A 21,881-nucleotide genomic window follows, 5' to 3' on the forward strand; every position below is an offset into this window, starting at 1 on the left:
CCCCACCCCCCGCACCACCCCTACCGACCATGGCGCGGCTCCGCGGGCACTGTCTCGAGCCCCGGGGGGGCGGGGGGGGGGGCGGCCCCCCGCCCCCCCCCCCCCCCACCACAGGGCTCACGGCAGCGGACCAGGCCGGAGGAAGGGCTTCCTCACCCCTCGCGTCCGCGTGCTTCTGACCGTCGTCGGCGGCTCCGCCAGCCGCCTCCGCGGCATCGCCGCTGCCTGCCACCTCACTGAACGTGCCGCTCAGGGCATTGCTTTCACCTGGGCAGGCTGAATACCTCACCGCGAGCGACCTGGACGACGTACGCACCGCACCGTGCACCCGGACGGCGCTCCGTGCCACCCAGCGGAGTCTCACCTGCCGGCCCGAACGTTCCTTGAGCTGTTCCGGACGCAGCAGTCGCAGGACGATCGTCATGAAGAGCGGTCACCAGTGCTTTCGAGATCTCACGCCGAGTTATTCGTATCGATTGGGTGACCCAGACGTCATCGGCCTGCTCGGCCCCGCCTTCGGCAACACCTGTGCCGACATCGGCGACCACGGCCGGAAGACGGGGCGCAGCTGACCGGCACGAGGAATTATCCGTAGCCGCGGAAGCCGCGGATTGGTCCGGAAGAAAAAACAATCCGATGGGATTCCGGGCCAATCCGGCCGCCGAGCGGAGCCGGATTACTCCCGTGAGCGAGGAAGAGAAGAAGTCGCGGAGTACGGCAGGACGGTTGCGTCTCGCACTGGGCGCGCTGAGCGGTCTTCTGGCTGGTTTCGCCGCGCTCGCCGTCGCCGAACTGACGGCGGCGGTCACACGTCCGCAAGCCGGCCCGGTCGTCGCGGTCGGTGGCGCCGCCATCGACCGCACGCCGACGGCGGTGAAGGACTGGGCGATCCGCACCTTCGGCACCGGCGACAAACCGATCCTGCAGATCGGCATCGTCGCCGTACTGACGGTGTGCGCCCTGGCTCTCGGTGTCCTGGCCCTGCGTCACCGGCGTATCGGAGCCGCAGGAGTCCTGGCCTTCGGAGCCGTGGGAACGGCGGCGGCCACCAGCCGGCCCGATTCCACCGGCTTCACCGACGCGCTGCCCTCCATCGCGGGGGCGGTGGCCGCCGCCGCGCTTCTGCATGCCGTCATCGGCCGGCTCCTGGCACCGCGCCCCGCACCGGACGACTCGCCCGGGCATGCGGGCAAGCCCCTGAACGAGGGCTGGGACCGGCGCGGTTTCGTCATCGCGGCGACCGCCGCTGCTGCCGCCTCGGCGGGGGCGGGTGCGCTGGGCCGGGCCCTGAGCGGCTCCAGCGGCGAGGAAGCGGTCGCCTCCCGCAGGAGCCTCGTGCTTCCGGCTCCGGACTCACCCGCCCGGGCGGTACCGGAAGGGGCCCAGGTACGGGTGGCGGGTGTCAGTCCGTTCATCACCCCCGGCAAGGACTTCTACCGGGTGGACACCGCCCTGGTGGTGCCCAGGGTCGACGCCACGGCCTGGCGGCTGCGCATCCACGGTGCCGGCGTACGCCGTCCCCTCACCCTGTCCTTCGACGACCTGCTGGAACGCGGCCTGATCGAACGGGACATCACCCTCACCTGCGTGTCCAACGAGGTCGGTGGCCCTTATGTCGGCAACGCCCGCTGGACAGGCGTCCGGCTGGCCGACCTCCTGGACGAGTGCGGCGTGACGCCACCGTCGAGGGGAGGACCGGCCGACCAGCTCGTCGCCCGCTCGGTGGACGGCATGACCATCGGCAGTCCGGTCGAGGACGTCATGGACGGCCGCGACGCGATGCTCGCCGTCGGCATGAACGGCGAACCCCTGCCCTTCGCCCACGGATTCCCCGTCCGCATGCTGGTGCCCGGCCTGTACGGCTACGTGTCGGCCTGCAAGTGGATCGAAGACATCGAGCTGACCACCTTCGACGCCTACGACGCCTACTGGGTCAGACGCGACTGGGCCCGCCGAGCTCCCGTCAAGACCCAGTCCCGGATCGACACCCCCAAGCCCTTCGCCCGCCCGAAGGCCGGGACCGTGATGGTGGCCGGCGTCGCCTGGGCCCAGACCCGAGGCATCGACCGTGTCGAGGTCCGCGTCGACGACGGCCCCTGGCAGGAGACCACCCTGGCCGCCGAGGACTCCCGGGACACCTGGCGCCAGTGGTCCTTCCCCTGGCAGGCCACCAGGGGCGGGCACACCCTCACCGTCCGCGCCACCGACCGCACCGGCCGGGTGCAGACCGGCGAACGCACCCGCATGGTCCCCGACGGCGCCAGCGGCCGGCACTCCGTCGTGGTGACCGTCGAGTAACCACAGACCACGTTCCCCTTCCTTTTCCCGCACGAGCGGCGAACGCCGCACTGTCCACAGGAGAAACGACATGAACATCCGCATCCGCCGCATCGCCGCCACCTTCGCGGCCGCAGCCGTCCTCCCCCTCGCACTGAGCGCCTGCTCCGACGACAGCGGCAGCTCCGCCGGGTCCGGTGCCGACACCAAGGCGTCCGCGTCCGCTCCCGCCTCCGACGACGCCATGGCCGGCTCCGGCACCTCCGCGACGGGCGAGCCGTTCGGCCCCGCCTGCGCCTCGGTGCCCGAGGACGGTGCCGGTTCGTTCGACGGCATGGCCGAGGACCCCGTGGCCACCGCCGCTTCCAACAACCCGGCCCTGTCCACTCTGGTGACCGCGGTGCAGAAGGCCGGCCTGGTCGACACCCTCAACAACGCCCAGGACATCACCGTCTTCGCCCCCACCGATGACGCCTTCGCCAAGATCCCCAAGGCCGACCTGGACAAGGTCCTCAACGACAAGGAGCAGCTGACGAAGATCCTCACCTACCACGTCGTGGGCCAGAAGCTCGCCCCGGAGGACCTGGAGAACGGCTCCTTCGACACCCTGGAGAAGTCCGAGCTGACGACTGCCGGCTCCGGCGAGTCCTACACCGTCGACGACTCCGCCAAGGTGGTCTGCGGCAACGTGAGGACCGCCAACGCCACCGTCTACATCATCGACACGGTCCTGATGCCGCGGAGCTGACCCCCGGTCGGCCGGGCGCCGCACGAACGCGCGCCCGGCCGAAGGGCTCTGCCCCACCCCCGCCCGGGATCACGGCGGCATCGCCCCCGGAACGCATCGCGGCCCCTTCGACGACAGCGACGAGCGACCACCGGCCGCACCAGGCCGGCCGCACGCGGACGCGGGGCCGCCGGCGGGCGCTGACAGCGTTCTCCGGGCGCTGGGCGGGGGCGACGCGGGCCGGGCGAATCCGGTCTTCGACATGCCGCAGGTCCGGCCCCACGGGCAGCCGGACCTCACCAGCGGTGTGACAGGCCCGTACGAGGTGCGGGTGTACGCCGCACCTCGTACGGCACCCGTACAGATCGCGCCCGGCACGGCGCGACCGTCGGCCCGGCGCCCCGTGTCTCAAAGTGTTCGGTTCCTGGTGCAGACCATTGACACGGTCGGTGGCCGCCGCTGTCATATATCGCCGTCGGCTCCGGACCGATCGGGAGCACGGTCTGTCATGAACGGGACAGGTATACATGTGACAACGATGTCGAACCCCGGCCGTCCGCCCCGCCGACCCCACCCCCCACCTCACACGCCTTCCACGGAGGAGTCGTGCGCAACATACTGACCACCCTCGCCGCGGCGGTCGCAGCCGCCCTGGTGATGGTGGCGCCGCACACGTCCGCACCGGCCGGCGGGGCCGGTGCGGACGCCGCCCCGGTGTCCCGCTCGATGGCGCCGGCCGCGTCCGCCGCGGTCGCCCACACGGTCACGTTCGTCAACCGCACCGGACGTACGGTGTGGGTCGGCAGCACCGTCAACGCCGACGGCTCGAAGCAGCTCACCGGACTGCCGGTGCTGCAGCCCGGCCAGTCGGCGACCCTCACCATCCCCGAGACGTCCGCTCCCGGTCACTGGCGCGGCAAGTTCTTCGCCCGCATGGGCTGCAGCGGCACTCCGGGCAGCACCTTCCACTGCCTGCTCGGCGACTGCGGGAAGTACGCCGACCGCTGCGAGACCGGCGAACAGCCCGTCAGCCTGGCGGAGTTCAACTTCGACACCGCCGACCGCCTGGCCCCCTGGTACAACGTCAGCTACGTCAACGCCTTCTCGGTGCCCATCACCATCACCCCGGTCGACGTCGGTCCCGGCGGGGGCGGTTGCGCCGCGATGGGCTGCTCGCAGAACCTGCTGCCGCTGTGCCCGCCGCAGAACCTCACCCGGTGGCCCGACGGTACGCCGATGCTGTGCACCAACCCCAACCGGGACGCCAAGACCCCTTACAGCGACATGATCGCCTCCCGCTGTCCGCGGGCCTACGGCTGGTCCCGGCAGGACCAGGAACCCGGCAACCAGGTGATGCAGCAGTGCAGTTCGTGCAGCGGCTTCACCGTCGAGTTCCACGCCGGCGCGTGAGGAGCGGAACGTGCGCGGAATACGCATCGTCCTGACCGTACTGCTGGCGCTGCTGGCCGCCCTCACCGCTCCCGGCCCGGCCGGCGCCGCCCCCGCCACCGCCGACGCGGCCGGGAAGAAGGGCGTCAGCGCCTGGAACTTCCCCGGCGCCGGCGAGGCGCTGCGGGACTCGGGCTCCGGCTGGTTCTACACCTGGGCGGCGGACCCGCAGCAGATCACCGCCCCGCCCGGCGTGGAGTTCGTCCCCATGATCTGGGGCGCCGGCTCCGTGACGGACGCGGAGCTCGACCGGGCCCGGCGGCAGGGCACCGCCCTGCTCGGCTTCAACGAGCCCGACATGCCCGGGCAGGCCGACATGACCGTCGAGCAGGCCCTCGACCTGTGGCCCCGGCTCCAGTCCACCGGCCTGCGGCTCGGCGCCCCCGCGGTCGCCTACGGCGGGGACACCCCCGGCGGCTGGCTCGACCGCTTCATGCGGGGCGCCGCCGCCCGCGGCCACCGGGTGGACTTCATCCCGGTGCACTGGTACGGCTCCGACTTCGACCCGGCCCGCGCCACCGGCCACCTGCGCTCATACCTGCAAGCGGTGTACGACCGCTACCGCAAGCCGATCTGGCTCACCGAGTACGCCCTGACCGACTTCTCCTCCGGCACCCCGCGCTACCCGAGCCGGTCCCAGCAGGCGGAGTTCGTCCGGCAGTCCACCGCCATGCTCGGGCAGCTGCCGTACGTCGAGCGCTACGCGTGGTTCACGCTGTCCACCAGCCGCGGCGACGGCACGGGCCTGTACGACGGCGCGACCGCGAACGAGGTGGGCGCCGCCTACCGCGCGGTCGGCTGACCTCGTCACCGCCCGCCTGGTGACGGCCGCTCAGCGCCCGCCCGGTGACGGCCGTTCCCCGCGCCGCCGCCGGGCGGGGGCCGTCACCGTCTTCCCGACCCGCTCGCACCCCGGCACGACCACGACGCCCTGAGAAAGGAGCCCCCCATGCGCCGTGACCTCCTCCTGCGACCGGCCTCCGCAGCCGCCGCGACCGCCGCCCTGTGCACACTGGTCTCCGCCGCGCCCGTGAGCGCGGCCGGGACCGGCCCGGCGGGTCTGTCCGCCGAGACCTGCTGGGCGACGCACTACGGCCCTCAGCCCGCCGGTGCGCTGACCGCCAGCGGCGAGCTCTTCGACAACAACGCCGACACCGCGGCCACCTCCCTGACCCGCTCGCCGCAGCTGCCGTTCGGAACCCTCGTACGGGTCACCAACGTCGCCAACGGCGCCTCCCTCGTCGTCCGCGTCAACGACCGGGGCACCTTCCGGCAGACCCCGCAGGAACCCAAGTGCCTGGACCTGACCGACGGCGCCTTCGGCCGGCTCGGCGGCAGCCTCAACCCCGACGCCGGCCACATCGTCGTCACCCAGGAGGTCCTCGGATAAGCCCACCCACCGCAACGGCCGGACGACGACCGTCCGGCCGACCGGCCACGGACACCCGGCACCGGTCCGCAGCCGCTCGCGGGGCGAGGTCGAGCCCGCAGGTCACCCCGCCGAAGCGGTCCTCCCGTCGCCGGCCCCGCCCGGCTTCCCCGGCGCCGGAACGGGTGCGAGGGCGGCGCGCACTCATCGGTGCGCGCCGCCCTCGCGCTTCACTCCCCAGTCGAGTACCGCCTACCCACGGCCGGCCCCTTCACACGGCGCCGGCCAGGAGGTCCCTCACGGCGCCAGTTCGGCGACGCCGGCCAGCAGCCGCTCGACGTCCCGGGCGTCGCTGTAGAGGGCGAGTCCGGCCCGGACCGCGCCCTGCGGCCCGAGGCCGATGCGGCGGGCCGCCTCGATGGCGTAGAAGCTGCCCGCGGGCGCGTTCACGCCGAGCCCTGCCAGGTGCTCGTACACCTCGTGGGGTGCGCGGCCCGCGACGGAGAACAGGGCGGTGGGGGTGCGCCGCTTCGGCGAGCCGTGCAGGGTGACGCCGTCGATCGCGGCCAGTCCGTCGAGCAGTCCGCCGAAGAGTTCCGCCTCGTGGGCCTCCACCTTCCGCATCGCGTCCAGCAGCCGCGGCCGGCGTTCCGTCGCCGCCGGGCCGCCGAGGTCCGCGAGGAAGTCGACGGCGGCGGTGGTCCCGGCCAGCAACTCGTAGGGCAGGGTGCCGAGTTCGAACCTCTCGGGGACGGCGTCGGTGGAGGGCAGGAGTTTGTCCGGGCGGATCGTCTCCAGCAGTTCGGGGGCGGCGGCGACCACGCCGTGGTGCGGTCCGCAGAACTTGTAGGGCGAGCAGGCGTAGAAGTCCGCGCCCAAGTCCGTCATCGCGACGGCGGCGTGCGGGGTGAGGTGCACCCCGTCCACGTACAGCAGCGCGCCGACCGCGTGCGCGGCTTCGGCGATCGCGGGGATGTCGGGCCGGGTCCCGAGCAGGTTGGACGCGGCCGTCACCGCCACCAGGCGGGTGCGCGGTGTCAGCACGGCGGCCACGTCGTCGACCGTGAGCTCGCCGGTCACCGGGTCGAAGCCGGCCCACCGCACGGTCGCGCCGGCCGCCTCGGCGGCGATGGTCCAGGGCCTGATGTTCGCGTCGTGGTCCAGCCGCGTCACCACGATCTCGTCGCCCTCGCCCCACTGCCGGGCAAGGGCCCGCGCCATGTCGAGGGTCGCCTGCGTCATAGAGCGGGCGAAGACCACCCCGCCGGGGCGGCAGCCGAGCAGGTCGGCCATGGCCGCGCGGGCGCCGGCGACCACGGACTCGGCCCGCCGCTCGGCCGCGGTGACGGTGCCGCGGTTGGAGACGCCGCCGCACAGGGTGTCGGCGACGGCCTGCGCCACCTGCCGGGGCACCTGCGTGCCGCCGGGCCCGTCGAAGTGGGCCACGCCCTCGGTGAGCGCGGGAAAACAGCCGCGGACGCGGTCGATGTCGAGATCCATGAGCACATCCTTCACGGCCCCGCCCCGACGTCAAGATCCGCCGGGTTCCGGCACGGGTGCCGGTCTCCGTCCCCGGTCCTGCTCCCGGCACACGGTCCCGGGCGTCCCGGGGTGTCCGTCGAGCGTTCGCGCCCGGCCGATCACCGGTGCGGGGGCGCCGCACGGGCGTGTCCCGCGCACTCACCGGTGCGCCCCGCTCCGGCCTTCGCGCTGCCCTGCGGTGGAGGCCGTCCGCGGGAACTGCGGGAGCCGTCGCCGGTCGTCCGGCGGGGGCGCTACTGTCCCGGTGCCCCCGCGCGCAGGCCGTCCATGATGAGGTCCAGCAGGCAGGTGGCGCGGGGCTGCCAGTCCTCGGCGGGGTCGAGCTGCCAGAGGCCGCCGATGGCGAGGAGCAGGTCGTCCGCGGTCACCCCCGGGCGGATGGCTCCGGCCTCCTCACAGGCGCGCAGCAGGAGGTCGGCCGCCTCGGTCACCGGGCTGTGTCCCGGCTTCGCGGGGCTCCCCGGCCCGCTGGTGGCCTGCCGGATGGCGTCGGCCAGCCCGGCCTTGGTCATGGCGAACCGGGCGAGCCGGTCCATCCACTCGCGCAGGGCCCGGTCGGGTTCCCGGGTCGCCAGCAGCTGGGCCGCGCTGTCGGCGACCTGCCGCATCTCGTGCCGGTAGATCTCCAGGACGAGTGCCTCACGGCTGGGGAAGTTCCGGTAGAAGGTGCCCTGTCCGACGCACGCCTTCCTGGCGATCACGCTCAGCGGGGTGTCAGCCGAGCGGGTCAGCTCGACGAGGGCCACTTCCAGGATGCGCTCGCGGTTGCGCTGCGCGTCGGAACGCAGGGGCGCGTCCTTCTTCTCCCGCACTCGTCCTCCTCACGGGTCGTGGCCGAAACCCGTCCTTGTTAACCGGACAGCTGTCCACTACGTTTCCAGTAACGGACAGCCGTCCGCTTCGGTCCATCGTATCGGCGGACACGGACGGTGCGGGACGGTCCGTGCCCCGGCCCGGGCGGCCGGTGCCCGGCCCTCCGCGCCCCTCATGGTCCCGAACCGCCCCCGTTCCGTACAGCACCCCCACACCACCGACTCGCCCGCCTTCCGGAACGCCGTCCGCCGGACGTCCCGGATCCGCGAAAGAAGGCTGCCATGCCCCCCTCGACGACCAGCACCGTCACTTTGCGCATCAACGGCGACAAGCACACGCTGTCCGTCGACCACCGCACCACCCTGCTCGACGCCCTGCGCGAGCGCCTCGACCTCACCGGCACCAAGAAGGGCTGCGACCACGGGCAGTGCGGCGCCTGCACGGTCCTGGTCGACGGCCGCCGCACCGTGTCCTGTCTCCAACTGGCCGTCGCGGCCGACGACCAGGAGATCACCACCGTGGAGGGGCTCGCCGAGGGCGATCGCCTGCACCCGGTGCAGCAGGCCTTCCTCGACCTGGACGGCTTCCAGTGCGGCTACTGCACACCCGGCCAGATCTGTTCGGCCGTCGCCGTCATCGAGGAGCACGCCGCGGGCTGGCCCAGCGCCGTCACCGAGGACGTACGGCCCGAGGCGGGCCCGCCACCGCTGACCCCCGAGGAGATACGCGAGCGGATGAGCGGCAACCTGTGCCGCTGCGGCGCCTACGTGTCCATCGCCCGAGCCGTCGCCCGCGCGGCCGCGGAGACCTCCGGGACCGAGGAGGCCGCGGCGTGAGGGAGTTCGACTACCGGCGCGCCGACGACGTCTCCGGCGCGGTGGCGCTGCTCGGCGCCGACCCGGACGCGCGTTACCTCGGCGGAGGCACCAACCTCGTCGACCTGATGAAGGCGGGCATCGAGCGCCCCGCCCGGCTCGTCGACGTCCGCCGGCTGCCGCTGAACCGGATCGAGCCGGCCGACGGCGGCGGGCTGCGCGTCGGCGCCACCGTCACCAACAGCGAGCTCGCCGCCCACCCCGAGGTCCGCCGCCGCTACCCGGTCCTGACCCAGGCGGTGCTCGCCGGGGCGTCCGGGCAGCTGCGCAACATGGCCACCGTGGGCGGCAACCTGCTCCAGCGCACCCGCTGCGGCTACTTCACCGACGTGACCAAGCCCTGCAACAAGCGCGAGCCGGGCAGCGGTTGCCCCGCCCTCACCGGCGAGCACCGCAACCACGCCGTCCTGGGCGCCTCCGACCACTGCGTGGCCGTCCACCCCTCCGACATGGGCGTCGCGCTGACCGCCCTCGACGCCGTCGTCTCGTACGAAACGGCCGACGGGCCGGGCGAGTTGCCCCTCGCCGACTTCTACCTGCCCGTGGGCGACACCCCGCACCGGGAGACGGCCCTGCCGGCCGGCGCGCTGATCACCGGCGTCACGCTGCCGCCGATACCCGCCGCCGCCCGCTCCCGCTACCGCAAGGTCCGCGAACGCGCCTCCTACGCCTTCGCGATCGGCTCCGTCGCCGCGGCCCTGGAGGTGGACGACGGCGTCGTGCGCGAGGCCCGGCTGGCCTTCGGGGCGGTGGCGTCCCGGCCCTGGCGGGCCCGTGCCGCCGAACGGGTGCTGACCGGCGCCCCGGCCACGCCGGAGCACTTCGCCGCGGCGGCGGACGCCGAACTCACGGCGGCCAGGCCGCTGCCCGACAACGCCTACAAGGTGACCCTCATGCGCAACCTGGTGGTGGCCGTCCTGTCCGAACTCGCCGAGGAGGCCGCCCGATGACCACCGCCACGACCGGCCGCACGACGGCGACGGGCGCCGTCGGCACCGCGCACACCCGCGTGGAGGGCCGCGACAAGGTCACCGGGGCCGCCCGGTACGCCGGCGAGATCCCGTTCACGGACCTGGCCCACGGCTGGCTCGTGCTGTCCACCGTCGCGCGCGGCCGGATCCTGTCCGTCGAGACCGCGCCCGTGCTCGCCATGCCGGGCGTGCTGACCGTCCTGCACCACGGGAACGCCCCCCGCCTCGAAACCGACTACGTCGGCATGCTGGGCGTCCCGCCGGACCCGACCGCCGCCGTCTTCCAGCACGACCGGATCCCGCACGCCGGGTGGCCCGTCGCGCTCGTCGTCGCCGAGACCCCCGAGCAGGCCCGCGAGGCCGCGGAGGCACTGGTCGTCACCTACGAACGGCAGCCGCACGACATCGCGTTCTCCGCCGGCCGCCCGGACGCCTACCCGGCGGACGGGCACATGCCCGCCGTCACGGAGAAGGGCGACCTGGAGGCCGAACTCGCCGCCTGCGCCCACGTGGTGGACGAGGAGTACACCACGCCCGAGGAACACCACGGGATGATGGAGCCGCACGCGGCGACCGCCTACTGGGACAACGGCCGGCTCGAGGTCGTGGACTCCAACCAGAGCACCACCTGGGTCGCGGACGAACTCGTGAAGATGTTCTCGCTGGACCCGTCCGCGGTGCGGGTCCGCTCCGAGCACGTCGGCGGCGGCTTCGGCAGCAAGGGCCTGCGGGCCCACCAGGTGTCCGCCGTGATGGCCGCCGGCGCCCTGCGGCGCCCCGTGCGCGTGGTGCTGACGCGCCGGCAGATGTTCTCGCTCACCGGCTACCGCAGCCCCACCGCACAGCGCGTCCGGCTCGGCGCGGACGCCGGCGGACGGCTGCGCGCCCTGGAGCACCGCTCGCTGAACCAGACGTCGACGGTCTGGGAGTTCGTCGAACCGAGCGCCGGGGCGGCGCGGACGATGTACGACGCCGACGCCCACCGCACGGTCAACGAGGTGGTACGGCTGGACGTGCCGTCCCCGGCCTGGATGCGGGCGCCGGGCGAGGCACCGGGGTCGTTCGCGCTGGAGTCGGCGCTCGACGAGCTCGCCGAGAAGTGCGGCCTCGACCCGGTCGAACTGCGGCTGCGCAACGACCCCGAGCGGAGCCCGGTCTCGGGACTGCCCTTCGCCGGCCGCAACCTCGCCGCCTGTTTCCGGGAGGGCGCCCGGCGCTTCGGCTGGGCCGACCGCGACCCGCGGCCCGGCCTGCGCCGCGACGGACGCTGGCTGCTCGGCACGGGCACGGCAGCCGCCTCCTTCCCCGCGGGCGCCCTCCCCTCGACGGCCGCGGTGACCGCCGAGGCGGACGGCACCTTCACCGTGCGGATCGCCGCGGCCGACATCGGCACCGGGGCCCGCACCGCCCTCACCCTGGTCGCCGCCGACGCGCTCGGGGTGCCGCCCGGCCGGGTCCGGGTGCTGATCGGCGACAGCGACTTCGGCCCGGCGGGGCTCGCCGGCGGGTCGATGGGCACCCGCTCCTGGGCCTGGGCGGTCACCGCCGCCGCCGGCGAACTGCGCGACCGGCTCGTCCCGGGCGCCGCCGTGCCGCCGGAGGGCATCACCGTGCGTTCCGACACCACCGCCGCCCTCGGCGCCCTCGCCCACACGGAGCGGCACTCCTTCGGGGCGCAGTTCGCCGAGGTCGCCGTGGACGTCACCACCGGCGAGGTGCGGGTACGCCGGATGCTGGGGATCTTCGCGGCGGGCCGGATCGTCAACCCGCTCACCGCGCGGGGCCAGCTCGTCGGCGGCATGATCTGGGGCATCTCCATGGCCCTGCACGAGGAGGCGGTCCGCGACCACGTCTCGGGCGGCCACTACGGTGCCGACCTGGCCGGCTACCACGTCGCGACCCACGCCGACGTCCCGGCGGTCGAGGCGGACTGGGTGGACGACCCGGACCCCGACGACCCGGTCGGCATCAAGGGCGTCGGTGAGATCGGCGTCGTGGGCGCGGCGGCTGCCATCGCCAACGCGGTGTGGCACGCCACCGGCATACGCCACCGGAACCTGCCCATCCGCCCGGACCGGGTGCTCCGGGCGGACGGCGGGCCGCGGACGGGAGGACCGGGTGCTTGACATCGCCGGTGAGCTGCACCGGTGGCTGACCGAGGGCAGGGAGTTCGCGGTGGCGACGGTCGTGTCCGTCGGCGGCAGCGCCCCGCGCGGCCCCGGTGCCGCCCTCGCCGTCGACCGGGACGGCACGGCGGTCGGCTCCGTCTCCGGAGGGTGCGTGGAGGGCGCGGTGTACGAGCTGTGCGTCCAGGCGCTGGAGGACGGCGAGACCCGTGTCGAACGGTTCGGCTTCAGCGACGAGGACGCCTTCGCGGTCGGACTGACCTGCGGCGGGGTCATCGACGTCCTGGTGAGTCCGGTCCGCGCGCACGGCCCCGTGCGGCCGGTGCTCCGGGCGGCGCTGTCGGCCGTCGTCCGCGGTGAGCCGGGCGCGCTCGCACGGGTCGTCCGGGGCCCGGCGGAGCTCCTGGGCGGGACCGTGTTCGTCCGCGCGGACGGCTCCCGCGAGGGCGGCGTCGGCGGCGGCCCGGAGCTGGACCGGACGGCGGCGGCCGAGGCCCGGGCGCTGCTGGACGCCGGACGCACCGGAACCGTCGAGCTCGCGGCGGACGGCTCCCGCTGCCCCGGCGGCCTGACCCTGCTCGTCGAGTCGTCGGTGCCGCCGCCCCGCATGATCGTCTTCGGTGCGATCGACTTCGCGGCGGCACTGGTGCGGGCGGGCAAGTTCCTCGGCTATCACGTCACCGTGTGCGACGCCCGTCCGGTCTTCGCCACCCCTGCCCGCTTCCCGGAAGCCGACGAGGTCGTGGTCGACTGGCCGCACCGCTACCTGCGCGGCACCGCGACCGACCGGCGCACCGTGCTGTGCGTGCTCACCCACGACGTGAAGTTCGACGTGCCGCTGCTGAAGGAGGCCCTGGGCATGCCGGTGGCGTTCGTGGGGGCGATGGGCTCGCGCCGCACCCACGCCGACCGCGAGCGGCGGCTGCGCGAGGCGGGCGTGGGGCGGCGGGAGCTGGCCCGGCTCAGGTCCCCGATCGGTCTCGACCTCGGCGCCCGCACCCCGGAGGAGACCGCGCTGTCGATCGCGGCGGAGATCGTCGCGGCCCGCCGGGGCGGTACCGGCGCACCGCTGACCGGCACCGGGACGCCCATCCACCGCGACGCCCGTGACACGGCCGCCGCCTGACGGACCGTCACTGTTCGACGCCGTCCCACCCGGGACGATCGCGGGTTCAAGTCCCCTGCTCCGCCCTGGGTTCGGCCGGTCCGCCGTGATCGCGGCGGGCCGGCCGATGGGGCTCGGCGTACATGCACACATGCGCCCACGCAGCAGCACGGCAACGCGGCAGGAACGTTCCTCATCACCGTGGCCGGGTCCGCCGGCCACGGGCACAGGCACGGCGCACGCGGACGGCGGCGCCGTCCTGCCCGTCGCGTCGCACGGGCGGCCCCTCACCGGCGGCAGCCACGGGCGCGTGTGCGTCAGTGCGCCGGGCAGCAACACCGTCGCCGACCCGGCCGCGCTGCGGGAGACGCGCCGCCTCGTCACGGGAGCGGACACCGGTCCGGAGAGCCCGGCCGTGGCGGGCGGCAGGCTGTGGTTCTCCCCCGGCGAGAACGGGAACGGCGGCATCGGATCCGTCAGCGTCGCCCGCCCCGAGCCGGTGGCCGACCCGGGCGTGCTGCCCGGGTGGACCGGGTACGGCAGGCCGATGCTCGCCCCCTCCCCCGGTGCCCCGGCCTCCTCGTGGCCGGTGGGACCGAGGCCTCACCGGGTGCGCCGCAGGTGCACGACGTGAGCTCCGGGCAGGACCGGGAGGTCGCCCACCACCCGGACCCGGGCAGCGGCATCGAGGACACGGGTCTCGCCCCGGACGGGCGGTCGCAGCCGGCATCACGGCCGACGGGGACCGTGACGTCTGCCTCTGCCAGTCCGGTTCCACGACCCCGTTACGGGTCGTCACCTTGAACTCCCCGTATCGCGACCTGCCGCGCCGCGGGCCGGCCCGGTACCCGGACGGGACCAAGGTGTCCGCCCTGCGGCCCACGTGCGGCTCCGAGGTGAGGCCCGGAATCATCGACGACACCGGTGGGGCAGCGGCCCCCGTGCCGACGACGGCCACCGCCACCGCCACCACCACCGTCGACACCACCGGCTGACCCCGACACCGGCGACCGGCCTCGCCCATGTCCGCCGCCCGGGATTCGCCACCTCCCGGCTCCGGACCGGTGAACGCGACGGATCATCATGCTCAGTTCTTTCGACTTTTCGAGGACAAAGCATGGACGGCGAGAGCGAAAGTCCTTACCGTCTTGGTCGCAACCACTCCCCCGTGTACAGCGCAACCCGCAACCGCTGGACCGCAGATGCCCGCCTTCGCCGTCCGTCCGGGGTCGAAGGCCGGTTCCCCCTGACCAGGTGTCCGCGGTCCGTGCCCCCGAGCGCCAGGAGGAAGAGTGAGTCACCGGCCGCACCGCCGGCTCCGCAGACATGCTGCGGGGCTGGCACTCGCCGCAGTCGTCGTCGGAAGCTGGACCCCCGCCGCCGCCCAGCCGGCCGCCCGGGCCGCCGCGGAGATCCCGCCGCAGGAACCCGGAGTGACGCTGCGCGTCTTCGACGTGCAGGCGCCCTTGAAGAAGCTCTGCGAGCTGAAGGGCGGCCAGACGCCCAACATCGACAAGCTGATGCCCACCGTCGACTGGACGACGGACGCGGACTTCGGCATGGCCGCCAACTTCGTCTCCCACGCCCTCGCCAACCTCCAGGTGCCGCAGGACGGTACGTACGCCTTCCGTCTGATCAGCGACGACGGCTCACGCCTGTACATCGGTGACCGGGAGGTCATCGACCACGACGGTCTGCACGGCGCGGAACCCAAGGACGGCAGCGTCCAGCTGACCGCCGGTCTGCACCCGCTGCGCATCGAGCACTTCGAGGCGGGCGGCGGGCAGCAGCTCACTCTTCAGTGGAAGCCGCCGGGCGCCGCGGACTTCGCCCTGGTGCCCAACTCGGCGCTGAGCACCGACGCCGGAGTCGTACGCGTCACCGCGCCCGGCCGCAAGGAGTGCGTCGGCGGCCAGGACAGTCCGGGCGACGGCCTGCCGCTGGCCGGGGTCCACCCGAACTACACCCTCACCGACCTGCGTCCCGCCGGTTTCGAACCGAAGGTCTCCGCCATGGACTGGCTGCCGGACGGCAGACTGGCCGTGTCCACCTGGGGGGAGAGCGAGACCAGCGACGGGGAGGTCTATCTCCTGGACAACGTCACCGGGGACACCGGCCCGGAGAAGGTCACGGCCCAGAAGGTCGCCTCGGGGCTCAAGGAGCCCATGGGCATCAAGTACGTCGACGGCAAGCTGTACGTCTCGGAGAAGCACCAGCTGACCGAGCTGACCGACCGCGACGGCGACGAAGTCACCGACGAGAAGAGGAGGATCGCCGCCTGGCCCTACGGCGGCAACTTCCACGAGTTCGCCTTCGGCCTGCTCTACGACAAGGGCAGCTTCTACCTGAACCTGTCGGTCTCCATCAACTACGGCGGCGCCACGACCGACCCGCAGCCGGCCGAGGGCGGCCGCGGCACGACCATCAAGGTCAACAGGGCGACCGGCAAGGTCTCCTACCTCGCCGGGGGCCTGCGCACGCCCAACGGCATCGGCTGGGGCCCGGACAAGGGCATCTTCGTCACCGACAACCAGGGCGGCTGGCTGCCCTCCTCGAAGCTGGTGCACATCAAGCAGGACCGCTTCTTCAACCACTACACGCGGTACCGGGACGGCACGGGCGGGGACGCCCCCCTCCGGCCCGGCCCCTTCGACGACCGTCCGGTGACCAAGCCGGTCCTGTGGCTGCCGCAGAACGAGATCGCCAACTCGCCCAGCACGCCGCTCCTGCTGAAGAAGGGCCCCTTCGCCGGGCAGATGCTCTTCGGCGACGTCACCTACGGCGGGATCCAGCGCGCGAACCTGGAGAAGATCGACGGCGAGTACCAGGGTGCCGTCTTCCGCCACACCCAGGGCCTGGAGGCGGGCGTCAACCGCATCAGCGTCGGCCCCGACGGCGCCGTCTACGTCGGCGGCCTCGGCGCCGACGGCAACTGGGGCCAGGAAGGCAAGCTCCGCTTCGGCCTCCAGAAGCTGACCCCGAACGGCACCAACGCCTTCGACATCCACTCGATGCGCGCCACGGGCGACGGCTTCGTCCTCACGTACACCCGGCCCCTCTCCCAGGAGACCGTCGACAAGATCGCCCGGAGCTACCAGGTCCGCCAGTGGCGCTACTCGCCCACGCCCGAGTACGGCGGCCCGAAGATCGACGAGGAGCCGCTGGCCGTGTCCCGCGCCGTCGTCTCGGACGACCGCAAGCGGGTCCGGCTGGAGATCCCCGGGCTCAAGACCGACCGCGTGGTGCACATCCGCTCCCCGCGTCCCTTCGCCGCGGACGACGGCGAGACCCTGTGGAGCACCGAGGCCTGGTACACCCTCAACGCGATCCCCGGCAAGAAGACGCCCGTCACCGCCCACGAGGCGGAGGAGGCCAAGCTCGGCGGCGGCGCCGGCATCAACAAGGACCACCCGGGCTACTCCGGTGGCGGCTTCGTCGACCGCTACGACACCCCCGGCGCCACCACCACCTTCCGCGTCGACGTCGCCAGGAAGGGCACGTACGACGTGGGACTGCGCTACGCCAACGGCCCGCACCCCTTCCGCGGCGACAAGAGCATCAGCCTCTACGTCAACGGGACCAAGGTCCGCCGGACGGTCCTGCCGCCGACCGCCGACTGGGACACCTGGGCGACGCGGAGCGAGAGGCTGACGCTGCGCAAGGGCGTCAACACCATCGCCTACCGGTACGACGAGGGCGACGACGGCCATGTCAACCTCGACATGATCCACCTCGGCCGTCCCGGAGAACGCGTCAAACTGTTCGACGGCGGCAGCCTCTCGCAGTGGCAGCACACCGACGGCCGGGCGGTCGAGTGGCCCCGGACCGAAGGAGGCTCCGTCGAGGTGTGCTGCGGGGACATCCGCACCAAGCAGAACTTCGGCGACCACAGGCTGCACGTCGAGTTCCGCGTCCCCGAGCTCCCCGACGACGTCACCGGCCAGGACCGTGGCAACAGCGGCGTCTACCTCCAGAACCGCTACGAGATCCAGGTCCTCGACTCCTACGGAGTGACCACCCTCGCCGACAACGAGGCCGGCGCCATCTACCAGCAGAAGGCGGCCGACACCAACGCGTCGTCGCCGCCGGGGACCTGGCAGTCGTACGACATCGTCTTCCGGGCGGCGCGCTACGACAGCGCCGGCGAGATGACCGAGAAGGCCCGGGTCACGGTGGTGTGGAACGGCAAGAAGGTCCACGACGACGTGGTCATCGACGGGCCGACCGGCGGCGGCATCGCCGAAGGCCCGGCCACCGGACCGGTCAAGCTCCAGGACCACGGCAACAAGGTCCGCTACCGCAACGTGTGGGTCGAACCGCTGAGCTGACCGGCCGCACGCCGCGACCGGTCGTGCGGGGGACGGCCGAACCCGTCAGGCCGTCCCCCGCGCGGAGCGTGCCGGGTGCCGTGAGCGCGGTGCCCTCCGCGGTGCCCCGGCCACCGGCCTGCGCGCAGGCCTGCCCGCCCACCACCCCGCCTGCGGGTCCGTACGGCAACGGCACCGCCCTGGGCGGCGGTCGGGCCGGCCCGGCCCACCGGGACCGGCGGGTCCGGCCACGGTGCGTGTGCGCGCCCCTGCCCCGTCACGGCGGGCCGGCGCAGTGGTGCGCGAGGTCTGGACAGTCACCGGGGGGCGTGCTGTCATTCCGTGGTCACCCGTTTTCCAACGTTGAAAGAGCCGCCTGACCGCACCCGCACCTCCTCTGCCGTCACCTGAGCCCTCTGCTTCCCCAGGCGCACCACCGGTGCCGGTCCGCGGCCTCCGTGCGAGGAAAGGTCCGATGACAAGACGACACTCCCGCCCACGCACCGGAGTGTGGGCGCTGCTGACCGCCGCCGCCCTGCTCCTGCCCCCCGGCGGCCTGGCCGCCACCGCCTCGGCTGCGGAGCCGACCGGCGGTCCTGCGGCCCGCCCCGCCGGGCAGGCCGCCCTCGCGGTGCACGGTCTGAAGGGCGAGTACTTCAGCATGTCGGCGCCCGGCGCCCGGGACTTCGCCGAGCTCGGCGGCGCGCTGCTCGATCCGCAGATCAACTTCTCCGGTCTGACGAGCACGTTCCAGGAGCTGACCGGCAGGACGGAGCACACCACCGCCCGCTGGACGGGACGGATCGAGGCTCCGGCCACCGGCGACTACACCTTCCACGCCATCGGCGACAACGGCTTCCGGCTGTTCATCGACGGCGAGCCGGTCATCGACCACTGGGAGCCGGACTGGGACAGGGAGCAGAACAGCGCTCCGGTCCGGCTGGTCGCCGGGGAGAAGCACGACTTGCGTCTGGAGATGTTCCAGGACACCGGCGGCGCGAACATGTTCCTGCGCTGGTCGACCCCGACGACCCCGAAGCAGCTCGTGCCGATGTCCGCGTTCACCCCGCCGGCCGGCTTCGAGGTCTATCCCGTGGAGCTGTCGGTCGCCGGGGACGGGCGGCGCCTGCGCGCCCGGTTCGAGGACGCGGTCGGTGGCGTGCGGGGCATCGCGGACCACCTGAAGGTGGAGGCCGACACGACCGCCATGCCGATCAAGTCGGTGGCGGTCGTGCCCGGGGACCGCACCTCCCTGCTCGTCACGCTGGCGGAGCCCGTCCAGAAGAACCAGCTGGTCCGCGTCGTCTACGACGGCGCGGGCGGCCTGACGGCCGGCGGCGAGCGCGTGCCGAGGATCATGCGCTACGCCGAGAACTCCTCCACCCACCGGCTCACCACCCCGTGGGGCGACAAGGTCGACGCCGGGAACCCGCTGCCCGAGTACCCCCGTCCGCAGCAGGTGCGGGCGAAGTGGCGGAACCTCAACGGCCCGTGGCAGTTCAGCGCCGCCGAGGCGGGCGAGCAGCCGGTCTTCGGCAAGGACCTGGACGAGAGGATCATCGTGCCGTTCCCGGTCGAGTCCCAGCTCTCCGGGCTGGAGCGGCACGAGGACCACATGTTCTACCGCAAGCTCGTGACCGTGCCGAAGAGCTGGAAGGTCGGCAAGGGCGACGCGGGCAACCGGCTCAAGCTCAACTTCGGCGCCGTGGACTACCGGGCCCGCGTCTTCGTCAACGGCACCGAGGTCGCCGAGCACACCGGCGGCTACAACGCCTTCAGCGCCGACATCACCGACGCGCTCGACGGCAGCGGTCCGCAGGAGATCGTGGTCGCGGTCACCGACACCGGCGGCGCCGACCAGCCGATGGGCAAGCAGTCCAGGAACCCGGGCGGCATCTTCTACACCCAGTCGTCGGGCATCTGGCAGACGGTGTGGATGGAACCCGTCCCCGACACGTCCGTTGACAACGTAGTCACCACGCCCGACATCGACACCGGCAGCCTGGCGGTGACCGTCGAGTCCGACGACGCCTCCGCCCGGGCGCGGGTCGAGGCCGTGGCCCGTGACAAGAACGGCAAGGTCGTCGGCAGGATCAGCGGACCGGCCAACCAGCGGCTGCGGCTGCCCGTGGCCGACCAGCACCTGTGGAGCCCGGACGACCCCTATCTCTACGACCTCGACGTCAAGCTCACCGACGGCGGGTCGACCGACAGGGTCGGCAGCTACTTCGGCATGCGCGAGACGGGCATCCAGAAGGTCGGCGGCTTCCGAAAACTCGTGCTGAACGGCAAGCCGGTCTTCTCCCTCGCCACGCTCGACCAGGGCTTCTGGCCGGACGGCCTCTACACGCCGCCGAGCGACGAGGCCCTCGCCTTCGACCTGAAGGCCCACAAGCAGCTCGGCTTCAACGCCGTGCGCAAGCACATCAAGGTGGAGTCGCCGCGCTGGTTCTACCACGCCGACCGGCTCGGCCTGCTGGTCTGGCAGGACTTCGTCTCCGGGAACATCACCACCCAGGCCGGGCGCAAGGCGTTCACCGACCAGGGCATGGAGATGGTGCGCCAGCACCACAACTCCCCCTCGGTGATCGGCTGGATCGTCTTCAACGAGGGCTGGGGCGAGTGGGACCGCGAGGAGAGCGGCCGTATCGCCGAGTCCGTCAAGGCGGCCGACCCCTCCCGGATCGTCAACGCCCACAGCGGGGTCAACTGCTGCAACTCCAAGGGCGACTCGGGCAAGGGCGACATCATCGACCACCACGACTACAACAACGACGACCCGCCCTTCCCCGACGCCGGGCGCGCCGCCATGGACGGCGAGCACGGCGGGTTCACCCTGCGCACCCCGGGGCACATGTGGCCGGGCGCCCCGACGGTGATCTACAGCGGTGTCGAGACCAAGGAGCAGCTGACCCGCAAGTACGTCGAGAACACCGAGCGGTTCTACCTGGAACAGGCCGGGGCGGAGCTCTCCGGTTCGGTGTACACGCAGATCTCCGACCTGGAGAACGAGCTCAACGGGCTCTACACCTACGACCGCCGGGAGATCAAGGTCGACCCGGTCCGGGTCCGGGAGGTCAACCGCAGGGTCATCGCGGCCGGCGCCGCCGCGGGCGAACGGGGCCCGCTGAAGGGCGGCGGGCACTGGACCCTGGACGAGGGCACCGGCACGACCGCCGGGGACCAGGGCCCCAACGACAAGCCGCTGCGGCTCACCGAGGGCACCACCTGGACCACCGGCGTCAGCGGCAGCGCCCTGGAGTTCGACGGGCGGCAGCAGTACGCCGAGACCGACGGCCCGGTGCTCGACACCAGCGGGAGCTACTCGGTGTCGGCCTGGGTGCGGCTCGACGAGCTGCCCGGCAACTACGCCACCGCGGTCAGCCAGGACACCAGGGCGCAGGCCAACCCGTTCTACCTGCAGTACGGTCACGGGGTCTTCGCGTTCAGCACGCCCGGGGAGCAGCGCGCCCGGTTCGGGACGAGCGTGGAGACGGGCCGCTGGTACCACCTCGCCGGCGTGCGGGACGCCGCGAGCGGCGAGATCAGGCTGTACGTCGACGGCAAGCTCGCGGCCACCGCCACCGGCGGCCCCGCGTACGGCAGCACGGGCCCGCTGGCCGTCGGCCGCGCGAAGTGGGACGGCGCGAACGTCGACTTCTGGAACGGGGCGGTCGACGAGGTCCACGCCTTCGACAAGGCGCTCACCGCCGAGGAGGTGAGCGCGCTCCACGCGGAGGAGAAGCCGTAGTCCGCACCACGACCGGCGGTCCCGGCGGGGGCAGAGCCCCCCCGCCGGGACCGCGTGCGTCACGGAGCCGGACACCGCCCCCCGCGGCGCGCACCGCGTCCGGCCGTCCCGGTCCTCCTCGGGGAGCGGGTACCGGAAGCGGGCGGCGGCGCCCCGTGGGACGCCGCCGCCCGCTCCGTTCGCTCACCAGGCCCGGGGCGCGGTGCCCACGGGGCCTCCACGGTCCATGTGGTGTCCTCCGTGAAGAGGGCGGGCTGTCCCAGGGGCGCGTGCCGCCCGGGGTGGCCGGCCAGAGCCGGGCGTCGTGGTGGCGCGGGTACTGCTCCGGGAAATCGTACGCGGACAACCGCACCCCGCCGTCGGCGCCCCGGACGGGGCAGAAGGTGGCGTCCGCCCGGAACAGGCCGCCGCTGCCGGCCTCCTCATGGACGCGGATCTGCTCGGTGAACGACGCCGGCTGCCCGGCGTCCGCCGGGGGCGGCGCCCACGCCCGGGCACCGGCACGCACCACTCGCCGCACGGCGGAACGGGGCCGGCCGGGCGAGGACGCCGCCTTCGGCGCCACGCCC

16 protein-coding genes are annotated in these 21,881 nt (G+C 73.3%); 13 read left to right on the forward strand and 3 right to left on the reverse strand.

All coding sequences use genetic code 11. The features are described 5' to 3' along the window. The first annotated feature begins 636 nt into the window (after positions 1-636). From ACIF8T_RS31400 to ACIF8T_RS31420, 5 genes are all read left to right on the forward strand, one after another. On the forward strand, positions 637-2,298 hold the full coding sequence (locus ACIF8T_RS31400; protein WP_400039671.1) for a sulfite oxidase: 1,662 nt from the start codon (positions 637-639) through the stop codon (positions 2,296-2,298). Positions 2,299-2,368: 70 nt separating this feature from the next. Then, positions 2,369-3,025, forward strand: coding sequence for a fasciclin domain-containing protein (locus ACIF8T_RS31405; RefSeq protein WP_400039673.1), 657 nt, complete (start codon positions 2,369-2,371; stop codon positions 3,023-3,025). Positions 3,026-3,610: 585 nt separating this feature from the next. Next, positions 3,611-4,414 (forward strand): thaumatin family protein, encoded by an 804-nt coding sequence (locus ACIF8T_RS31410; protein WP_400039674.1) that lies wholly within the window; start codon positions 3,611-3,613, stop codon positions 4,412-4,414. A gap of 10 nt (positions 4,415-4,424) precedes the next feature. Beyond that, positions 4,425-5,255 carry a glycoside hydrolase family protein gene (locus ACIF8T_RS31415; protein WP_400039676.1) on the forward strand — a complete coding sequence of 277 codons (831 nt, stop codon included), beginning with the start codon at positions 4,425-4,427 and terminating at the stop codon, positions 5,253-5,255. A 147-nt stretch (positions 5,256-5,402) separates the two neighbouring features. After that, entirely contained in the window at positions 5,403-5,843 is a 441-nt protein-coding gene (locus ACIF8T_RS31420) for a septal ring lytic transglycosylase RlpA family protein (RefSeq protein ID WP_400039677.1), read from the forward strand. 276 nt (positions 5,844-6,119) lie between these two features. On the opposite strand, the gene ACIF8T_RS31425 is transcribed toward ACIF8T_RS31420, so the two are convergent. After that, the gene (locus tag ACIF8T_RS31425) at positions 6,120-7,322 is read right to left on the reverse strand and encodes a cysteine desulfurase-like protein (RefSeq protein WP_400039678.1); all 1,203 of its coding nucleotides are present in this window, start codon (positions 7,320-7,322) and stop codon (positions 6,120-6,122) included. Between the two features lie 275 nt (positions 7,323-7,597). Then, positions 7,598-8,176 (reverse strand): TetR/AcrR family transcriptional regulator, encoded by a 579-nt coding sequence (locus tag ACIF8T_RS31430; RefSeq protein WP_400039680.1) that lies wholly within the window; start codon positions 8,174-8,176, stop codon positions 7,598-7,600. A 282-nt stretch (positions 8,177-8,458) separates the two neighbouring features. Here ACIF8T_RS31430 and ACIF8T_RS31435 point away from each other — a divergent pair, with 282 nt between their 5' ends. From ACIF8T_RS31435 to ACIF8T_RS31470, 8 genes are all read left to right on the forward strand, one after another. Then, the gene (locus ACIF8T_RS31435; protein WP_400039681.1) at positions 8,459-9,013 is read left to right on the forward strand and encodes a 2Fe-2S iron-sulfur cluster-binding protein; all 555 of its coding nucleotides are present in this window, start codon (positions 8,459-8,461) and stop codon (positions 9,011-9,013) included. After that, positions 9,010-10,002, forward strand: coding sequence for an FAD binding domain-containing protein (locus ACIF8T_RS31440; RefSeq protein ID WP_400039683.1), 993 nt, complete (start codon positions 9,010-9,012; stop codon positions 10,000-10,002). The genes ACIF8T_RS31435 and ACIF8T_RS31440 overlap by 4 nt, the downstream gene beginning before the upstream one ends. Continuing rightward, positions 9,999-12,149, forward strand: coding sequence for a xanthine dehydrogenase family protein molybdopterin-binding subunit (locus ACIF8T_RS31445; protein ID WP_400039684.1), 2,151 nt, complete (start codon positions 9,999-10,001; stop codon positions 12,147-12,149). The genes ACIF8T_RS31440 and ACIF8T_RS31445 overlap by 4 nt, the downstream gene beginning before the upstream one ends. Next, positions 12,142-13,275: an XdhC family protein gene (locus ACIF8T_RS31450; RefSeq protein WP_400039686.1), complete on the forward strand. Its 1,134-nt coding sequence runs from the start codon at positions 12,142-12,144 to the stop codon at positions 13,273-13,275. The genes ACIF8T_RS31445 and ACIF8T_RS31450 overlap by 8 nt, the downstream gene beginning before the upstream one ends. A 289-nt stretch (positions 13,276-13,564) precedes the next feature. Then, the gene (locus tag ACIF8T_RS31455; RefSeq protein ID WP_400039688.1) at positions 13,565-13,888 is read left to right on the forward strand and encodes a hypothetical protein; all 324 of its coding nucleotides are present in this window, start codon (positions 13,565-13,567) and stop codon (positions 13,886-13,888) included. Positions 13,889-14,054: 166 nt separating this feature from the next. Beyond that, positions 14,055-14,249, forward strand: coding sequence for a hypothetical protein (locus tag ACIF8T_RS31460; protein ID WP_400039689.1), 195 nt, complete (start codon positions 14,055-14,057; stop codon positions 14,247-14,249). 297 nt (positions 14,250-14,546) lie between these two features. Further along, the gene (locus tag ACIF8T_RS31465) at positions 14,547-17,582 is read left to right on the forward strand and encodes a family 16 glycoside hydrolase (RefSeq protein WP_400039691.1); all 3,036 of its coding nucleotides are present in this window, start codon (positions 14,547-14,549) and stop codon (positions 17,580-17,582) included. A gap of 454 nt (positions 17,583-18,036) precedes the next feature. After that, complete coding sequence (locus tag ACIF8T_RS31470; protein ID WP_400039693.1) at positions 18,037-21,312, forward strand: LamG-like jellyroll fold domain-containing protein; 3,276 nt, start codon at positions 18,037-18,039, stop codon at positions 21,310-21,312. On the opposite strand, the gene ACIF8T_RS31475 is transcribed toward ACIF8T_RS31470, so the two are convergent. After that, entirely contained in the window at positions 21,266-21,877 is a 612-nt protein-coding gene (locus ACIF8T_RS31475; protein ID WP_400039695.1) for an AbfB domain-containing protein, read from the reverse strand. The genes ACIF8T_RS31470 and ACIF8T_RS31475 overlap by 47 nt on opposite strands. Positions 21,878-21,881: the final 4 nt, after the last annotated feature.

This window comes from Streptomyces sp. NPDC085946 (assembly GCF_044540485.1).
In the GTDB taxonomy this organism is placed as follows: domain Bacteria; phylum Actinomycetota; class Actinomycetes; order Streptomycetales; family Streptomycetaceae; genus Streptomyces.

What these genes read in the sequence shown, in the direction of transcription:
- ACIF8T_RS31405 (WP_400039673.1), top strand. Translation starts at nt 2,369, where the DNA reads ATGAACATCCGCATCCGCCGCATCGCCGCCACCTTCGCGGCCGCAGCC.
- ACIF8T_RS31445 (WP_400039684.1), top strand. Translation starts at nt 9,999, where the DNA reads ATGACCACCGCCACGACCGGCCGCACGACGGCGACGGGCGCCGTCGGC.
- ACIF8T_RS31470 (WP_400039693.1), top strand. Translation starts at nt 18,037, where the DNA reads ATGACAAGACGACACTCCCGCCCACGCACCGGAGTGTGGGCGCTGCTG.
- ACIF8T_RS31435 (WP_400039681.1), top strand. Translation starts at nt 8,459, where the DNA reads ATGCCCCCCTCGACGACCAGCACCGTCACTTTGCGCATCAACGGCGAC.
- ACIF8T_RS31420 (WP_400039677.1), top strand. Translation starts at nt 5,403, where the DNA reads ATGCGCCGTGACCTCCTCCTGCGACCGGCCTCCGCAGCCGCCGCGACC.
- ACIF8T_RS31400 (WP_400039671.1), top strand. Translation starts at nt 637, where the DNA reads ATGGGATTCCGGGCCAATCCGGCCGCCGAGCGGAGCCGGATTACTCCC.
- ACIF8T_RS31425 (WP_400039678.1), bottom strand. Translation starts at nt 7,322, where the DNA reads ATGGATCTCGACATCGACCGCGTCCGCGGCTGTTTTCCCGCGCTCACC.